At 36.1% G+C, this 16,385-nt stretch carries 18 protein-coding genes and 1 pseudogene; 14 read left to right on the top strand and 5 right to left on the bottom strand.

The features are described 5' to 3' along the window. Positions 1 to 41 precede the first annotated feature (41 nt). The 6 genes and pseudogenes from AC3WOM_RS14590 to AC3WOM_RS14565 all read left to right on the top strand — a co-directional run bounded on the left by AC3WOM_RS14590 (position 42) and on the right by AC3WOM_RS14565 (position 5,284). The gene (locus AC3WOM_RS14590; RefSeq protein ID WP_492447385.1) at positions 42 to 1,067 is read left to right on the top strand and encodes an ABC transporter ATP-binding protein; all 1,026 of its coding nucleotides are present in this window, start codon (positions 42 to 44) and stop codon (positions 1,065 to 1,067) included. Then, positions 1,057 to 2,004 (top strand): ATP-binding cassette domain-containing protein, encoded by a 948-nt coding sequence (locus AC3WOM_RS14585; protein WP_492447366.1) that lies wholly within the window; start codon positions 1,057 to 1,059, stop codon positions 2,002 to 2,004. Before AC3WOM_RS14590 ends, AC3WOM_RS14585 begins: the two co-directional genes overlap by 11 nt. Continuing rightward, positions 2,001 to 2,933 (top strand): S66 peptidase family protein, encoded by a 933-nt coding sequence (locus AC3WOM_RS14580; protein WP_492447365.1) that lies wholly within the window; start codon positions 2,001 to 2,003, stop codon positions 2,931 to 2,933. Before AC3WOM_RS14585 ends, AC3WOM_RS14580 begins: the two co-directional genes overlap by 4 nt. Positions 2,934 to 2,942: 9 nt before the next feature. Further along, a pseudogene (locus AC3WOM_RS14575) lies at positions 2,943 to 3,718 on the top strand (serine hydrolase). A gap of 4 nt (positions 3,719 to 3,722) precedes the next feature. Further along, positions 3,723 to 4,541: a C40 family peptidase gene (locus tag AC3WOM_RS14570; protein WP_427545606.1), complete on the top strand. Its 819-nt coding sequence runs from the start codon at positions 3,723 to 3,725 to the stop codon at positions 4,539 to 4,541. Positions 4,542 to 4,987: 446 nt separating this feature from the next. Beyond that, positions 4,988 to 5,284 carry a hypothetical protein gene (locus tag AC3WOM_RS14565; RefSeq protein ID WP_492447364.1) on the top strand — a complete coding sequence of 99 codons (297 nt, stop codon included), beginning with the start codon at positions 4,988 to 4,990 and terminating at the stop codon, positions 5,282 to 5,284. Positions 5,285 to 5,393: 109 nt separating this feature from the next. On the opposite strand, the gene AC3WOM_RS14560 is transcribed toward AC3WOM_RS14565, so the two are convergent. Both AC3WOM_RS14560 and AC3WOM_RS14555 read right to left on the bottom strand, forming a co-directional pair. After that, positions 5,394 to 6,152 (bottom strand): glucosaminidase domain-containing protein, encoded by a 759-nt coding sequence (locus AC3WOM_RS14560; RefSeq protein WP_492447363.1) that lies wholly within the window; start codon positions 6,150 to 6,152, stop codon positions 5,394 to 5,396. Between the two features lie 355 nt (positions 6,153 to 6,507). Next, positions 6,508 to 7,896 carry a hypothetical protein gene (locus AC3WOM_RS14555; RefSeq protein ID WP_492447362.1) on the bottom strand — a complete coding sequence of 463 codons (1,389 nt, stop codon included), beginning with the start codon at positions 7,894 to 7,896 and terminating at the stop codon, positions 6,508 to 6,510. 297 nt (positions 7,897 to 8,193) lie between these two features. Here AC3WOM_RS14555 and AC3WOM_RS14550 point away from each other — a divergent pair, with 297 nt between their 5' ends. From AC3WOM_RS14550 to AC3WOM_RS14525, 6 genes are all read left to right on the top strand, one after another. Next, a complete protein-coding gene (locus AC3WOM_RS14550) occupies positions 8,194 to 9,147 on the top strand; it encodes an ABC transporter ATP-binding protein (protein WP_492447361.1) in 954 nt (317 codons plus the stop codon). Continuing rightward, positions 9,140 to 10,663: an ABC transporter permease/substrate-binding protein gene (locus AC3WOM_RS14545; protein WP_492447360.1), complete on the top strand. Its 1,524-nt coding sequence runs from the start codon at positions 9,140 to 9,142 to the stop codon at positions 10,661 to 10,663. Before AC3WOM_RS14550 ends, AC3WOM_RS14545 begins: the two co-directional genes overlap by 8 nt. A 151-nt stretch (positions 10,664 to 10,814) precedes the next feature. Beyond that, positions 10,815 to 11,453, top strand: coding sequence for a DUF2975 domain-containing protein (locus AC3WOM_RS14540; RefSeq protein ID WP_492447359.1), 639 nt, complete (start codon positions 10,815 to 10,817; stop codon positions 11,451 to 11,453). Between the two features lie 11 nt (positions 11,454 to 11,464). Then, the gene (locus AC3WOM_RS14535; protein ID WP_283871906.1) at positions 11,465 to 11,680 is read left to right on the top strand and encodes a helix-turn-helix domain-containing protein; all 216 of its coding nucleotides are present in this window, start codon (positions 11,465 to 11,467) and stop codon (positions 11,678 to 11,680) included. Between the two features lie 92 nt (positions 11,681 to 11,772). After that, positions 11,773 to 12,099 carry a DMT family transporter gene (locus AC3WOM_RS14530; RefSeq protein ID WP_492447358.1) on the top strand — a complete coding sequence of 109 codons (327 nt, stop codon included), beginning with the start codon at positions 11,773 to 11,775 and terminating at the stop codon, positions 12,097 to 12,099. A gap of 14 nt (positions 12,100 to 12,113) precedes the next feature. After that, positions 12,114 to 12,449 (top strand): DMT family transporter, encoded by a 336-nt coding sequence (locus AC3WOM_RS14525; protein ID WP_492447357.1) that lies wholly within the window; start codon positions 12,114 to 12,116, stop codon positions 12,447 to 12,449. 41 nt (positions 12,450 to 12,490) lie between these two features. On the opposite strand, the gene AC3WOM_RS14520 is transcribed toward AC3WOM_RS14525, so the two are convergent. From AC3WOM_RS14520 to AC3WOM_RS14510, 3 genes are read right to left on the bottom strand one after another with little or no spacing between them, the layout of a single operon-like run. Continuing rightward, positions 12,491 to 12,853 carry a hypothetical protein gene (locus AC3WOM_RS14520; protein WP_492447356.1) on the bottom strand — a complete coding sequence of 121 codons (363 nt, stop codon included), beginning with the start codon at positions 12,851 to 12,853 and terminating at the stop codon, positions 12,491 to 12,493. 13 nt (positions 12,854 to 12,866) lie between these two features. Next, a complete protein-coding gene (locus AC3WOM_RS14515; protein ID WP_492447355.1) occupies positions 12,867 to 13,889 on the bottom strand; it encodes an anti sigma factor C-terminal domain-containing protein in 1,023 nt (340 codons plus the stop codon). Continuing rightward, a complete protein-coding gene (locus AC3WOM_RS14510; protein WP_492447354.1) occupies positions 13,867 to 14,385 on the bottom strand; it encodes an RNA polymerase sigma factor in 519 nt (172 codons plus the stop codon). The genes AC3WOM_RS14515 and AC3WOM_RS14510 overlap by 23 nt, the downstream gene beginning before the upstream one ends. Before the next feature lie 322 nt (positions 14,386 to 14,707). Between AC3WOM_RS14510 and AC3WOM_RS14505 the strand changes: the two genes are divergently transcribed. Next, entirely contained in the window at positions 14,708 to 15,139 is a 432-nt protein-coding gene (locus AC3WOM_RS14505) for a hypothetical protein (RefSeq protein WP_492447353.1), read from the top strand. A gap of 104 nt (positions 15,140 to 15,243) precedes the next feature. Next, positions 15,244 to 16,385, top strand: a 1,142-nt coding sequence (locus AC3WOM_RS14500) for a YheC/YheD family endospore coat-associated protein (RefSeq protein ID WP_492447352.1), incomplete at its 3' end; no start/stop codon positions are given.

Raw genomic sequence — 16,385 nt, 5'->3', positions numbered from 1 at the left:
GGGTGAGGATATTGACACAAGCACTATCTCGTATTTTAACTATGCAAAACCTAGTGATTAAATTTTCGCTTCGTGGCAGGGTGCTAACAGCCATTCGTAATATCTCCCTTGATTTGTATAAAGGTGAAAGTATGGCAATAGTGGGTGAATCGGGCTCGGGAAAATCGGTGCTAATGAAATCAATCATGGGCTTGCTTGATAAAAATGGTTACATCGATCAGGGGCAGATTATCTACAACAACTGGGATTTGACACAATTTAACACTGAGCGGGATTGGGAAGCTATTCGAGGAAAAGAAGTGGCGATGGTGACTCAGGACCCAATGACATCATTAAATCCGCTGAAAACGATTGGCAAGCAAATCGAGGAATGTGTTATTTTACATCAATCTCTAAGGGGGAAAGCGGCATATGTAGAAACCTTGAAATTATTAAAGGATGTTGGCATTCACGATGTGGAAAAACGTTTCAGGCAATATCCACATGAATTTTCTGGTGGAATGCGTCAACGAATAGTCATCGCTATTGCATTAGCTTGTAAACCCAAAATATTAATTTGCGATGAACCGACAACAGCCCTAGACGTTACAATACAAGCGCAAATTTTACAGCTTTTAAAGCATCTCCAACAAAAATATGAGCTAACAACCGTTTACATCACACATGATTTAGGTGTTGTTGCTAAGGTAGCCGATCGAATCGCTGTTATGTATGCAGGAGATATTATCGAAATTGGTAAGACACATGAAATTTTCTTTAATGCTAAGCACCCCTATACATGGGCACTCATTTCCTCATTACCACAACTAGGCTCAAAGGGCGAGCAGCTTTATTCCATTAAGGGCACACCGCCAAATCTGTTCCAAGATATTAAAGGAGATGCCTTTGCACCACGCAATCCATACGCGTTAAAGATTGATTTTGTGGAACGTCCTCCATTTTTTCAAGTAAGTGATACACATTATGCCCGTACATGGCTGTTAGATCCTCTTGCTCCTAAAGTACAACCTCCTGAAGCACTGCAATCATTTTTTGAAGAAGGGAGACGATACGCACATGAGTCATAAGGAGATTCTAGTTGAGGTTAAAAATTTAAAGATAGCTTTTGGTAAGGGTAAGCATAAATTTATGGCAATCAATGATGTTAGCTTTACTATTTTTAAAGGTGAAATATTTGGCTTAGTGGGAGAATCAGGCTCAGGGAAAACTACAATAGGTCGAGCCATGATGCGTATCAATGATGTGACTGAGGGGGAGATCATTTATCGTGGTCGGAACATTCATGGGAAAATTACAAAAAGCTGGGATCGGGAAATTACCCAGAAAATCCAAATGATTTTTCAAGACCCTATGGCATCCCTTAATGAACGGGCAAAAGTTGATTATATTATCTCTGAGGGATTGCTCAATACAAAAAACTATAACAATGATGTGGATCGCCAACAAAAGGTGCGGACTGCACTTTTAAATGTAGGATTATTACCAGAGTTTTCAAGTCGCTTTCCACATGAATTTTCAGGAGGTCAACGTCAGCGTATAGGCATTGCACGAGCTTTGGTAATGGAGCCGGAATTTATTATTGCAGATGAACCCATTTCGGCCTTAGATGTCTCTATTCGTGCACAAGTTTTAAATTTATTAGCAAACCTACAGCAGCAAAAAAATTTAACCTACTTATTTATTGCACATGATTTGTCGGTAGTCCGCTTTATTACGGACAGAACAGCAGTTATTTATAAGGGAAGAATCGTTGAGCTAGCAGAAACTGAGCGGCTGTTTTCTAATCCTATTCATCCCTATACGCGAGCATTGCTATCAGCCGTACCAGAGCCTAATCCCTATAAGGAGCGTAATAAAATCGTAGAAATCTATGATCCAGCACAGCATTGTTATGATAGAAATCCTCCGACGTTTAAGGAGGTAGAAGAAGGGCATTTTGTCTTGGCAAATGAGCAGGAAATGGCAAAATATCAAGCATCTCTACAAATGGAGGTATACAAATGATATTTCCAAAAGCTTTAAAAATAGGGGATACAGTAGGTCTTATTAGTGCTTCAGGGGCCACTCCACCTGACAAATTAAAGCCAGCTATAGAAAGTGTTGAAAAGCTTGGATTAAAGGTTGTTGTTGGAGAAACATGTCAGGCAAGGCACGGTTATTTAGCGGGAACTGATCAACTTCGTGCATCTGACGTAAATCAAATGTTTAATGATTCAACGATTGATGGTATCTTCTGTATTCGTGGAGGTTATGGGGCTACAAGAATTCTACCACTTTTAGATTTCGATGTAATAAGAGCCAATCCAAAAGTCTTTGCTGGTTATAGCGATGTTACAGCTTTACACATCGCCATTAATCAGAAATGTGGCTTTGTGACCTATCATACGCCGATGCCATCAACGGAATTTATTCAGCAGGGTATGGATGAATATACATGGGACTCTTTTAAACAACTGGTGATGGCAACAACTTGTCATGATTACCTGCTTAAAAACCCACTAGGTCGCAGTATGACAACGCTTGCTGCTGGTCAAGCAACAGGACAGCTAATTGGAGGAAACCTAACACTAGTAACAGCCTCACTTGGCACCCCATATGAAATAGATACAAAGAATAAAATATTATTTTTAGAGGATATTGATGAAACTGAACATCGGGTAGATCGAATGCTCACACAGCTTAAATTAGCGGGCAAGCTTGATGAGGCTGCGGGCATTTTATTAGGAGCTTGGACTAATTGCGGGCCAGATAACCCGAAGCATCCAGAGTATAGTTTATCGTTACAGACTATTTTTCAAGAGATTTTAGTGCCACTAAAAAAGCCCATTATAATGGATTTAACGTGTGGTCACTGTTTACCTACAATGTCTTTACCTCTTGGTAGCACCATCTCCTTGAATACAGAAAACCAACAAATAAGAGTTATTGAGTAGGTATGTTATATGGAACCTGCTATTCAAAGAATGCTAGAAGAAGCTCCATATAACGTACATTTATTTGTCAAAGACCCAAATACAAATCACTATTTCATACAGGAAAAGCTACATGCGGTTTTTTCCAGTGCTAGTTTAATTAAAGTACCTATTTTACTTGGGGTGTTGACCCATTTAGAGCGCTACAATCAAGATGTCCATCAAGAGATTAGAATAGCACCAGAAGAATGGGTTGACTATAGTGTTATCAGTGAACAGCAAATTGAACGAAGTACTATCTATGAGCTATTGGTGTGGATGATTATTACCAGTGATAATGTAGCTACCAATGTCCTGATTGACTTTATCGGAATGGATGTCCTCAACCATTATTTTCGACAAATTGGTCTTCATCAAACGAAATTGCAAAGGAAGATGATGGATTTCGAAAAGTTAGAAAGAGGAATTGACAATCTCACTTCAGCAAATGATATGGCCCATCTTTTTCACGTATCTACCAACAAGACCTTTTATCTACAAAATTTAGTAAGTTGACAATTGATATCTTAAATCGCCAGCGTGTCCATGAATCACTAAAACGTTATCTAGTAGATGATGTGAAAATGGCTCATAAAACAGGTGGTCTTGAAACAGTCGATCATGATGTTGGGATTGTTTATAATGGCTCAAATGATTATCTGATAGGTGTTTTTATAACTGAGGTAACAAACAATGAGTATGCAAAGCAGCTTATCGGTCGGATATCAAAAATTGCGTATGAGCATTTTGTGAAGCGAAGGGGGTGATCAAATGAATGCTGTTGTGACAGCAATGATTGCAAATTTACATGCTATACCACAGGAAGAATCCGAACTGGTGGACGAGGTACTTAATGGCATGCCTGTACAGATCATTGCCAACATAGATGCTAATTGGGTACGTGTACAAACAGCCTATCGATATGAGGGGTTTTGCCAGAAAAAATGTTTAATTGCGGACGAGGAAGAAACAAACGCTTGGCTACAAGAAGCCAACCATTACATTATTCAAAACTTCGCAGATATTCTACAATATCCGCGAATTCAAAGTAGCAAAATAATGACGCTCGTAAAAGGTTCAATTGTACGATCTTTATCAATAGAAGTAAACGACCCAGAGTGGGTGGCTATACAAATAGCGTCTGGTGAAATTGGATATGCACGAAGAAAATGGCTTCAACCAAAAGTTGCTAAAAATAAATTACCAGACTCGCAATTCCGAGAAAATGTTGTGCAAACAGCGCTTAGCTATTTAGCTACTCCCTACCGCTGGGGAGGTAAATCACCTTTAGGCATTGATTGTTCAGGGCTTTGTTCAATGGCTTATATGCTAAATGGAGTACTGATTTACCGAGATGCTAAAATTGTTGATGGGTTTCCGATTAAACAAATATCTTTTGAGAACCTGCAAAAGGGCGATCTATTATATTTTCCAGGACATATGGCCTTATATATGGGGGATAGTCTTTATATTCATTCTTCACTTGGTGGGAGTGAGGTAAGTATAAATAGTTTGGATAGCAAACATCCACTTTATCGCAAAGACCTAGCTGTTTCTACACTTACGGCTGCGGGAAGCATATTTATTTAATTATATTTTAATGAATGTGGAGAAGCGAATTGGTGCAATTGTTTATTTCCAATCATTTCGAGAATACCTTTGTTGAGGAAGATGCTTCTGTATAAAAACAAGGGCACTGAAAAACTAAAAAAATTCACTTTTTTATATTAGAAATTTGTCTTTTGTTAGATTTGAAAACTTAAAAAAGTCGATTTGCATCACAATTTTTGTGGCAAATCGACTTTTTCAGTGCCCTCTATAAAAACAGAGTGCATCTTTTTTGTTTTCATAAAACTATGGGGGTAAAATATGCAATCGTCATAGGTGAAAAGGGGATGGAAGACCATGAAATTTCTTACTGGTAAATAGCAGATAAAATCGATGTATATCCCCTATGATTTGTTAATAATAGATAGTTAGAATGGGATTATATTATGCTATAATAAATCAAAAGTAAAAGGATAGGAGGGGATGTATTGGACACTGATTTAAAAGAATTATTACGTTCCGTTTTAAGGGAAGAGTTAGCACCGATTAATCAACGATTAGATGGCATGGATAAACGATTTGACGGTATTGAGCAGCGCTTAGATAAAATTGAAAGTGATGTACAGGAGCTAAAAGCTGGACAAGCTGAGCTTCAGAAAAACATTGTTGAAAATTTAGGGAATTTCACTAAAAAAATTGCTCATCAAGTAGAGGATAGGACGGGTGCATTAAATAAACGTGTTTTTGAAGTTGAGACAGTGATTCAAAGATTGACGAATCAGTAATTAATTGAAAGATACGATTTGGATTGTTGCTATAAATGTTTGTAAAAGAAGATATTAATATTAAAAATCTCCATGCCACAAAGGGGTTTCCCAAAGTAGCGTGGAGATATTAATATTGAAAAATATTTAATTCTTGGCCTGCTTCGATTTTATCAGATCGGAGCTGATTCCATTGTTTAAGGGATGTTACTTTCACTTTATGTGCCTCTGCAATATGCGTAAGAGAATCACCGTCTGTTACGGTAATCGTTTTTTTATTTTTTACAGGACTATCGTATTGATTTAGATCATATTTTGCAATGACAGTATTGAGTTTTTCATTGTATTTGGAATCTGTTGCATAAGAACCTGTTAAAAATTTAGTAGCATCTGTATAGGATTTTGTATTGCTTTTAAATACTCCTGCATAGAAATCCTTATTCCAGGAGACACCGTTACGCAATAATTTTACATAGTCTTTCATGGATTCTTCATAGGAAGGATATTTGCGAAATTCAGCCATCACAGTTGTCATGTTACCAGAACCATCGTCCTCAGATGTTTCAAGTGTTACCGAGTTATTTTGGTAACGACCTTTCATCCCAAATAAATTGTTATTAGGTGCAGCGCCAAGTCCACTTTGACCATGCTCACTTTCTAAAATGGCTTGTGCAATCATAACAGATGCGTATAAATCATTATCAGCTCCAAGTTTTCGTGCAGTTTCTGCAATAGAGCCAATAAATTCTTCTACGCTTGGACGATCATCCACAACTTCAGGAACTGTTGTTTCATGCGTATTGAACAGCTGCGTTACCATAAAAAACGAAATACAGATAACGATAGTAGCAATCATTAGACCTTTGAAGAAATTTATGACGTATTTCATGGTTTCATTGATGTTGGTGGATTACAACATCTCCCTCCTTTCTATCAAAGTTTAACTATCTCTAATTATTGCAAAGAGTGCAAGAGAAATAAAGAGATGTTTAGTTGCATAGATTCCATCATTAATAGAACGTCATTAACATCAATTAGTTCCTAATTAAGTTTAACTTCTTTCAGCAGAAGTCACCACCTCTATAGGTGGTGAGATGAATGTGAATTTAAGCTACTTTTTAGAGGGTGTCCAAACACCCGCTGAAAGAAGTTAAAGCCTCCGGCGGATGTCACGGAATCGGAAAGGAGTACTTTGTGTAAGCACAAAGCCGATTCCGGACGCAATTATGCCGAGGCATAATTGATCAAAATTGATTGGACATAAACTGTTTGAAGCCCTCGAAATATTGTTCAGAAGCTTCCCAGAGTCTAGCATCCAAATAAGATATATCTAGGCAGCCATAATGGTTAGGAGGTTGATAGTATCGAGAAACATAGGAATGATTGTCAAGTGTATAAAAATAATATGTTTCGTCAGGAGTCATAATTTCAACCCGAGCGTGTATAATGTCACCATCTTCATCTATATACGATTGACGGAAGCTGTAATATTTGGAACCATCCCAGAAACCATCATTTTCCTCATCTAGTGCTTGAATTTCTGGATGCTGCAAAATATCCTTCACATATTGGATTTCAATGTCCCGTAAATAAAGCTCTGCTACATTTACACAGGTCAACAGCAAAATCCAGTGAGCATTCAGATCCGATAAATACTCCTGTGACACTTCTGTAATATCCCTCCACTCGGCTCCTTCGTCTAAGGTTTTTCTCAATAGAGAAATGGATTGATCTTCATCGAGCCAAATAAAATAATGGTACTGTGAAGTCTTTATGTACACACTGTTGTTGCATTTGTCACCATCTGCATCAATATGCTCCTGCTGAACAGTGAAATGCACATCTCGCTCCTCAAAATTAAAAGTTGTCTTATCTTCTATCATAAGAATAGATTGCGTCAGCTTCAGAATATTTTCCAAATCTATGTTGCTATGCGTAAAATATAAATGAGCTGCTTTCTTTCTTTGGTAGATTCCATTTAAATTAGTAAGAGGGGAACGTCCTTCTTTAAGAATTCTGACGAGTGTATCGAATGAAAAACCAATCTCATCGTCATCCTCATCATCGTCATCGTCATCCATGTTCAGAAATACCTCTTCGGTTAACACATCCTGAATCTTTACGGGAAGGTCCTGAAAAACACCGTCTCCATGCCAAATGTTTACTAGACACATTAACTGCTTCTGTCCATCTACTTTGATGCGATACTCGTCATCCTGAACTAAAACCGTTGCATGAAGATTACCTTTCACAATCGTTTCTCCGTGATTATAGGAGCCGCTCAAAATATCCCCAACTGTCAAATGACCGTGTACATAGATTTCTTGACCGCCTACAGCTATATTTTTAGCTGCCAAATTGCCCATCACGGTTAGCCCTATAGCACCATCTGTTTCTGCATTGTAGAGATTGTCTACCGTGAAATTACCATCAATAAAAATGGTGATTGTATTTTCTTGTTCTGGGAAAGGCTTGCCCCAATCCAAATCTAGGAAAGGGAGTGTCAAATCACCCTCATAATAAGCAGCAATCTCATCATCGCTAAAATCCTTGTGAAATTTTGCCCACCAAGAGTCTTCTGGAAATCTTTCAGCTAGTTGGCTGATAGGCATAAATTGAAATTCATTGTTCATACTTCACTACCTTTCGATTTCTATTTTCTTCATCTTCTCATAAGTGGCAATTAACAGTCAATTTCATAGATTGTTAGATACAGGCACAAAATTAAAAAAGAAAATGGTATTATTAACCTTTAAAGCTATTAACTGTTGAAAAGAAACATTTTTAAATAAAGATTAACCAGAGATATTTTGGATGAAATTATGTTAAAGTGGTAAATGTTTGAAAAGGCTTTAGATTGTGAAATATATAGAAGTGAAATAATGTCACTAGTACTAAGCTTTCATTAGCAAATTCAAAGGAGATGAAAGATGATAACATTTGACAATGTCTCAAAAAAATATGGCAATGACCATACGGCTGTTAAAGCACTGAACATAGAAATAAAGAAGGGTGAATTTTTTGTTATTATCGGCCCAAGCGGATGTGGCAAAACTACATTATTAAAAATGATTAACCGATTAATTTCTTTAACTGAAGGAACTATCTGGATAAATGGCAAAAGAATAAGTGATTATAATATTCATGAGTTACGCTGGAATATTGGCTATGTATTACAACAAATTGCCCTTTTTCCACATATGACGATAGAAGAAAATATTGCGGTTGTGCCTGAATTAAAAAATTGGGGCAAAACGAAAATCCAAAAGCGAGTTGAAGAATTATTAAAGATGGTTGGGCTTGAGCCTGAAAAATATCGTCAGCGTAAGCCAAAGGAGTTATCTGGCGGTGAACAGCAAAGAGTTGGAGTTATTCGCGCCTTAGCGGCTGACCCTGAAATTATTTTAATGGATGAGCCATTCAGTGCGTTAGATCCAATAAGCCGTACAAAGCTGCAGGACGATTTATTGGATATGCAGCGTTCTATACAAAAAACAATTGTTTTTGTATCCCATGACATGCAGGAGGCACTTAAATTAGGGGATCGGATCTGTGTGATGAAGGATGGTGAAATTGTTCAAATTGGCACACCTCAAGAAATTGTCCAAAACCCTGTAAATAACTTTGTCCAACAGTTTATTGGCTTAAACAATATGTACAAGCCTTTTGATATTCATACAGTCATGCAGTCAATTACTGCGTCCAGTAAGCTAGGTGGTACCATTTTTAGCAATGATTCGTTCGCTACAATTCTTGAAAAGTTAGCACAAGATGACTGTTTAGGTGTTCAAGAGGATGGAAAATTGATTGGTATGGTATCTAGAGCTTCCATGCTGCAGTATTTAGCGAAGGATTCTTTGGAAAGAGGTAATGGAAATGGCTAATTTTTTTGAGATGTTTCTTGAGCGTAAAGGACAGTTAGTGGCAGCATTACTGGAACATATACAAATCTCCTTTATAGCGCTATTTTTTGCCGTGATTATTGCCATTCCACTAGGTATTTATTTAACAAATAAAAGGAAAATAGCAGAAACTATTATTGGGGTCAGTGCGGTTCTTCAAACTATTCCTTCATTAGCTCTACTTGGCTTATTAATACCTCTGTTCGGTATTGGAAAAGTACCTGCCATTATTGCCTTAGTGGTCTATGCTCTTCTTCCAATATTACGAAACACATATACGGGCATTAATGAGGTAGAGACATCTTTAAAAGAGGCAGCGATGGCGATGGGAATGAATACAAGAAAACGGCTATTAAAAGTAGAATTGCCACTTGCCATGCCTGTTATTATGGCAGGAATTCGAACAGCAATGGTTTTAATCGTTGGAACAGCAACATTAGCGGCCTTAATTGGTGCTGGGGGATTAGGGGATATTATTCTCCTCGGTATTGACCGAAATAATACATTTCTTCTACTTTTAGGTGCTATTCCCGCAGCAATTTTAGCACTAGTTTTCGATTTTTTACTAAAAAAATTAGAATTTTTGTCATTTAGAAAAACGATGACAGCCTTAACTATGATTAGTATTTTGGCATTATTCATGATCATTTTACCATTGCTAAACAACACAGAAAAAGAGGAGATTGTGATTGCCGGAAAGCTTGGATCAGAGCCTGAAATACTCATTAATATGTATAAATTGCTTATAGAGCAGGAAACAGACCTGAAGGTACAATTAAAACCTGGTCTTGGAAAGACTTCATTTGTATTTAATGCACTGAAATCAGACAGTATTGATATCTATCCAGAGTTTACAGGAACAGCTATTTCAGAATTTTTAAAAGAGGAAGCGGTCAATAACAATCAAGAAGATGTCTATAATCAGGCTAAAGAAGGGATGATGAAGCAATTTGAAATGGTGATGTTAAGTCCGATGAAATACAATAATACGTATACATTAGCAGTTTCCAAAGAAATGGCCGAAGCCTACCATTTGCAAACAATTTCTGATCTTAAGCCGATTCAAGAGTCTATAAAAGCAGGCTTCACATTGGAATTCAATGATCGAGAAGATGGCTATATAGGTATTCAAAAGCGCTATGGCATCACACTTTCGGATATTACAACAATGGAGCCAAAGCTAAGATACCAAGCAATTAAATCTGGGAATATTGATTTATTAGATGCTTATTCAACAGATAGTGAAATACGCCAATACAATTTGCATGTGTTGGCAGATGATAAAGAGCTATTCCCGCCTTATCAAGGAGCACCTCTACTTAGAAAAGAAACAATTGAAAAATATCCTGACATTGAAAAAGCTTTAAATAAGCTGGCAGATCACATCACTGATGATGAAATGCGCGAAATGAATTATCAGGTCAATGTAGAAGGTGAAAATATTGTAGATGTTGCACGGGACTATTTAATAAAGGCTCAATTACTAAAACACAAATAACCATAAAAGCTAGAAAAGATAGCGTATTTCTTTTCTAGCTTTTATACATTATTAAGTTTAAATAATAATTAATTAATGATAAACATTAAATAATTATTGAAAAAGATAAAATAGTATGTATACTAAATAATAAGAAAGGGGATGCTTTATTATGGAGCAAACTATCCAAAGTAAGGAATTTCGATTGTTAACTAAAGGATTACGTACAATTTTCACCATTATAATGGTTCTCATGATTTTTGCATTAACAATACTGGGTGTTCTTTTGGTAGCAGTAATTGTAGTGACGGAAAAGGAAGTAAATAATATACTGGTACATGGGCAGATTGCTGCGTCTATTCAGTTTGTAGGCTTGGAAATCGTATTATCCAATAAAGTAGCAGATGACATTCAATTTTCCAAATTGAATGTCGTAAAATTACTATTTACTGCTACAATATACATAGTTCTTTTATTATTTATCGTTGTACAAGTCAGAAATGTCTTAAGTAACTTAAGCAAAGGAATTATTTTTTCAGCAAAAAATAGTAAAAAAATGGAATGGATTGCTTATGCTATAGTTTTTTTAAGCTTAACAGTTGAAGCATTCCGCACGTATGTAGCCTATACCATTTTTGAACAATTTAAGTTAGCAGAATTGCTAGTCGATACAGGATTAATCAAAGGGGTGGTCTATCAATTTACTGGCGTTAATTGGACCCTTCTACTATGTGGATTAGTCATTTGGACGATTGCCCGTGTGTTCCGTTATGGAGCGTTTTTACAAGATGAATATGATGCAACAGCTTAGGAAGTGAAAAAATGACAATAATTATTCGATTAGATCGAATGCTTGCAGATCGAAAAATGCAGCTAAGTGAGCTAGCAGAAAAAGTAGATGTATCAATTGTCAATCTATCCAATTTAAAAACAGGAAAGGTTCGTGCCGTGCGTTTCTCTACATTAAATGCAATCTGTAAGGCACTGGGGTGTCAGCCAGGAGATATTCTAGAATATGTTGAGGATGAGGAATCATAGAGACCCTAAGAGTAGAATGCTCTTTGGGTCTCTTATTTACGAATAAATAAGGTATAACAGAGAAAACAGTGGGTTAGGAGGGACAATCAAACATGAATACTTTTGGTTTTCTATTTATTGCAATCATCTCAGAGGTTTTTGCCAGCTCAATGTTAAAACAAACAGATGGCTTTAAACGTATACTACCGTCTATCGGTGTTGTAGTTGGATATGGTACAGCTTTTTATTTTCTTTCCCTAACATTGCAATCCTTAGCCATCGGTACTGCATATGCGATATGGGCTGGAGTGGGAACAGCACTAACAGCCATCGTTGGTGTAATCTTTTATAAGGAATTAATGAATCGAAAAAAACTTTATGGAATGTTATTTATTATTATTGGTGTAATTGTTCTTAATCTTGCTGGTGGTGGTCATTAAGGAGGAATAAACAATTGAGAGGTTATCTGTTTTTAACGTTATCGATTATTAGTGAGGTATTTGCGACAACAATGCTTAAGTTTTCAGAGGCATTTACAATTTTAGGTCCATCAATAGCGGTTGCATTCGGATATGGGCTTTCGTTTTTCTCATTATCACTATGCTTGAAAACATTACCACTGAGTCTGGCATATGCGATATGGTCTGGAGTAGGAACCGCGCTTACCGTAATTGTGGGAATCGTTATATGGGGAGATTTATTTAATCTAAACTCAGCTATTGGAATTGTCTTGATTATTGGCGGTGTTATTCTGCTAAATCGTGGAGATCAACAACAAACAACACCATAGTGTCTCAACAAGAAAACGCCCAAATGAATGGACGTTTTTTTCTATTTGGAAGAATCTTTAAACTTGTAAAAATTAATAGCGAATATAACTGTTAATAATACGATTATATAGCTAGTTGGAATAACGCTATAAAATCTGCGGATATTTTCAATTGATTGATCAAATATTACTTGACTACAGTAGAAAATGGGCACGAATAATCCAATTGAAAAAATGGTATGGTAAAAGCTTATTGTTTTACGCGAGTTAGGAAGCACAGCATGTACAATAAGCAGTGCTATTAGATGCATGATTACAAAGTGAGCAGTCATTTGTATGAATCGACTTGGTAGCTGATGATGAATAATAAAATAGGGAGATACTATTAAAAAGAAAAGTATAAATAGATAACTAAACAATCTCATAATTTGTACCTCCTTAGTATGGTAGAATAACACCTACGCTTATATGGTGTACAACATCCTTTTCTAAATAGGGCAGGATGTTTTCAATTGTACCAGTTAAGACGGCACCACTAACCTTTAAAGAATGTGTATCTGCGTCACCAATAGTCTTATTTAAAATCTCTGCTTCATATACTTTTTCATGGTATGGAAAACTTAATCCTGTTGCATCTTCTCCTCTCTCTTTTATTCTCTCTTTTAAAATAGCAAGTGCTTCTTGTTCATCGTTACCATATGTAGCTACTTCATCTAAAAAATTTTGCGCGGACTGAAATGGTTGATCGTTTAAGATGTGAAAGCCATACGCTGAATCTCCATCTACTAAACCATAATTTGGGGATATAAAAGTAGGCATTTCTTTTTTCATTTCTTCTGCATGTTCTTTTTCTTCCTCTATAGATTCAAATAGTCCATTTTGAATAATCCATGCCCATTGAGCAGTTGGAAATTGTTTAATCATCTCTTCAAACGTTACTTCTTTTGTGAAAGATACAGCAACCTCTACATTATAGAAGGGTGGTAAAGTTTTTAAATAAGCCAGATCGTCTTCAATTTTTGGCTCTTTGTATGGATAAAATTGAAATACTCGATAATTATTATTGTATCCATTTAGATAGCTATTATTTTCAACATACGCTTTTGTTCCTAAGATTGTATAAAAATGTTCAATGATACCCCATTTTATTTGATGACCATTAATATCCTTAAACTGATTGGATTTTGTCGTACCTGCTAAGAAAAAATGATCGTAGTTAGTACTATTTGTTTGAATATTTGCGCCTGTGAATAGGCTGTTAGTATAATTCTGCAAAGATTGCTTATCCATTTCCTTATACATAATATATTGTCCCATGGCAATTAATCCCCATAAGATAAGAACAATACTTATAAAGACACTTATTGAAACAATAATAATCCGTTTTACTGATTTTCTTTTAGCGCTCTTCACTAAATGTTGAAATGATTCATCGCTATTAATAATTGATATTTTCTCCATAATTACCAGTCCTTTCGAAAATCTCACTAAATTTTTTGCGTGCTCGGGCAAGCTGAGTTTTAATGCTTTTATCTGTCGTTTTAAAAAGAATAGCGATTTCATTTAACGTTAATTCAGCGCTATATTTTAATAATAGTAACTCCATTTCTTTTGGCTGAAGCATGCTTAACGTTTGTTGAATGGTAGTCTGTAGTTCTTTTTGTAAAACATATAATTCTGGTGTTTGTTCATCTAGTAAATCCTGCAAGTGAAACGTGAGTACATAGTTGTTCGCATGCTTTTTCTTTCGTAAGGCATCATAATATTTGTTTATCGCTACACGGTAAAGCCAAGCTTCCGCATAATTTGCATCAATCCCGTCTATGTATTTGATGAACTGATAAGCTGTCTCCTGCAATATATCCTCAGCATCTTGCTTATTAGCGCCCATTTTGAGCAGTGTAAAGTATACTGCTTTTAATTTTTCATGTAATTGAATACCAAATTTCTCATTCATATCAACCCTCCTAATTAGATAACGATTCATTTGGAAGAAGGTAAACAACAATGTGAAAATTTATTTAATACATAGGGAAGTAAAATATATGAAAAGCCATAACAACAATGTAGTTGCTATGGCACGATTTTATTTGCTCAGTTGTGTAGTAATGGTTTAAATCCATTTGTTTCGTCAGAGCTGCGATTGTTTGAGTTTTTACATGAGGAAAAAAGTCGTCATATTCCTACATTCTACATATGATATCGAGAGGGGTTGAATCATTTGTTATGGCTTCAATGTCACAGATGGCTCAAAAAGCCGTGGGAGGGGCTGGAGAAAATTGAATCATGAAAAAAGAAGAAATCATTTTCTAGGTGAAGCACTAAACGATATAAAGGTTCTACAGGATGTTATGAAGGATTTTCATTCTAAATACTTTGGTCAATTGCTTTTGAAAATTGTTGGAAGTGATACAATTCCCTTCTTTCTAATAACACATGATGGCTCACATTTACGATTAATGGATACTGTCAAGCAGTTTGAAACAGAGTATTTTCGTATAGAGGCTGTTGATATCGAACGTTGTCGGGGGACGGTCTCATTGCTGCGAGCCTATGATTATGAAGGAAAAGATACAAATTTAATAGCGGATGTTGTGAGGTTAGAAAAAACAGCCACTGAAAAATCCATTGAATTAAGTGGTATATCAGCTATCCAATTATTAAAACCTGACATGCTAAAAGGAAAATTTATCATTGAACCGAAATGGTAATGAAATTAAACCTACAAATCATGTGATATGTAGAGTATCTGTCTTTATGCTCATTGCATTGGCTGAATTAATTAGAGAGAGAATCATATGAAAGGAAGAGATAAATGACAATTATTGGAATGTTGCATCATCGACTAGACCCAACAACCGTTATTAAGTCATATGCATATGCAGCCGTTGCAAAAGCAGAAGGGGCTCAATTTTTTTATTTTACACCAAAAAGTGTAGATTTTAATAAACGGTCCATAAGAGCAAAGGTATATGAAAATGGTGAATGGCACGAGAGAATAATGCCTTTCCCAGATGTAATTTATAATGCAGGTAGTCCAGAAAAATTATCGGTTTCAAAGGAAATTATTGATAAACTAAAAGAAGAAATCCCATTTACAACACATTCTATAGGGAATAAATGGAACGTAATGAAGCGTCTTAAGGAAGCAAAGGAATTTGATAAGTATTTAATTCCAACAGAAATTGTAAAGAACGCTGAATTATTTCATAAGTTTGTTACTTACTATAAAAAAGTCGTATTTAAGCCGATAGACGGCCGCAAGGGAAAAGGAATTTATTTTATAACGAAAGCAGGTAATGCGAATTTTGAGGTAAGGAAGGATAGCGAAAATCGGGTATATACAAAGCACCAGCTAGATGAATTAATTAAAGGGCAACTTGCTACAGGAACCTTTATCATGCAGCCTTATATCCAATCTAAAACGAAGGCAGGTCAGGTTTATGATTTCCGTCTTCACGTGCAAAAAAATGGCGAGGGTAAATGGGTTATCACAACAGTCTATCCGAGAATAGCACCACCTGGTTCGATTATTCCGAATATTAACAATGGTGGATTTACGAATTATTTAGATCCTTTTTTGGAGCAGGAATTCAAGGAAGAGGCCTTTGATATTCGACGTATGCTAGAGCATTTCTCCTTAACATTAGCTAAACATCTAGATGAAATTCAGATGGTGCAATTTGGGGAGGTCATTGATGAAATTGGTATTGATGTGGGCTTAGATGAGCAACAAAAAATTTGGATGTATGAAGTAAACTGGCGACCAGGTTGTCCTCCCGCTTTTTATTTAGAACTAGATGTTGTTATTAATTCTATTCGATATGCGATATATCTTGCGAAAAATCAAAAACAAGTGAAAAAGGAAATTAGACAACCACAACCACAACCACAACCACAACCACAACCACAACCACAACCACAACCACAACCACAACCACAACCACAACCACAACC

It is taken from the genome of Lysinibacillus sp. FW301-JW8, assembly GCF_058788755.1.
Note: the sequence above shows the minus strand (reverse complement) of the source record. Positions and strands in the feature narration are given on the sequence as shown.

Coding starts and splice junctions, on each gene's coding strand:
- AC3WOM_RS14590 (WP_492447385.1), top strand. CDS start 42: ATGCAAAACCTAGTGATTAAATTTTCGCTTCGTGGCAGGGTGCTAACA.
- AC3WOM_RS14585 (WP_492447366.1), top strand. CDS start 1,057: ATGAGTCATAAGGAGATTCTAGTTGAGGTTAAAAATTTAAAGATAGCT.
- AC3WOM_RS14580 (WP_492447365.1), top strand. CDS start 2,001: ATGATATTTCCAAAAGCTTTAAAAATAGGGGATACAGTAGGTCTTATT.
- AC3WOM_RS14570 (WP_427545606.1), top strand. CDS start 3,723: ATGAATGCTGTTGTGACAGCAATGATTGCAAATTTACATGCTATACCA.
- AC3WOM_RS14560 (WP_492447363.1), bottom strand. CDS start 6,152: ATGAAATACGTCATAAATTTCTTCAAAGGTCTAATGATTGCTACTATC.
- AC3WOM_RS14555 (WP_492447362.1), bottom strand. CDS start 7,896: ATGAACAATGAATTTCAATTTATGCCTATCAGCCAACTAGCTGAAAGA.
- AC3WOM_RS14550 (WP_492447361.1), top strand. CDS start 8,194: ATGATAACATTTGACAATGTCTCAAAAAAATATGGCAATGACCATACG.
- AC3WOM_RS14545 (WP_492447360.1), top strand. CDS start 9,140: ATGGCTAATTTTTTTGAGATGTTTCTTGAGCGTAAAGGACAGTTAGTG.
- AC3WOM_RS14540 (WP_492447359.1), top strand. CDS start 10,815: ATGGAGCAAACTATCCAAAGTAAGGAATTTCGATTGTTAACTAAAGGA.
- AC3WOM_RS14535 (WP_283871906.1), top strand. CDS start 11,465: ATGACAATAATTATTCGATTAGATCGAATGCTTGCAGATCGAAAAATG.
- AC3WOM_RS14530 (WP_492447358.1), top strand. CDS start 11,773: ATGAATACTTTTGGTTTTCTATTTATTGCAATCATCTCAGAGGTTTTT.
- AC3WOM_RS14520 (WP_492447356.1), bottom strand. CDS start 12,853: ATGAGATTGTTTAGTTATCTATTTATACTTTTCTTTTTAATAGTATCT.
- AC3WOM_RS14515 (WP_492447355.1), bottom strand. CDS start 13,889: ATGGAGAAAATATCAATTATTAATAGCGATGAATCATTTCAACATTTA.
- AC3WOM_RS14510 (WP_492447354.1), bottom strand. CDS start 14,385: ATGAATGAGAAATTTGGTATTCAATTACATGAAAAATTAAAAGCAGTA.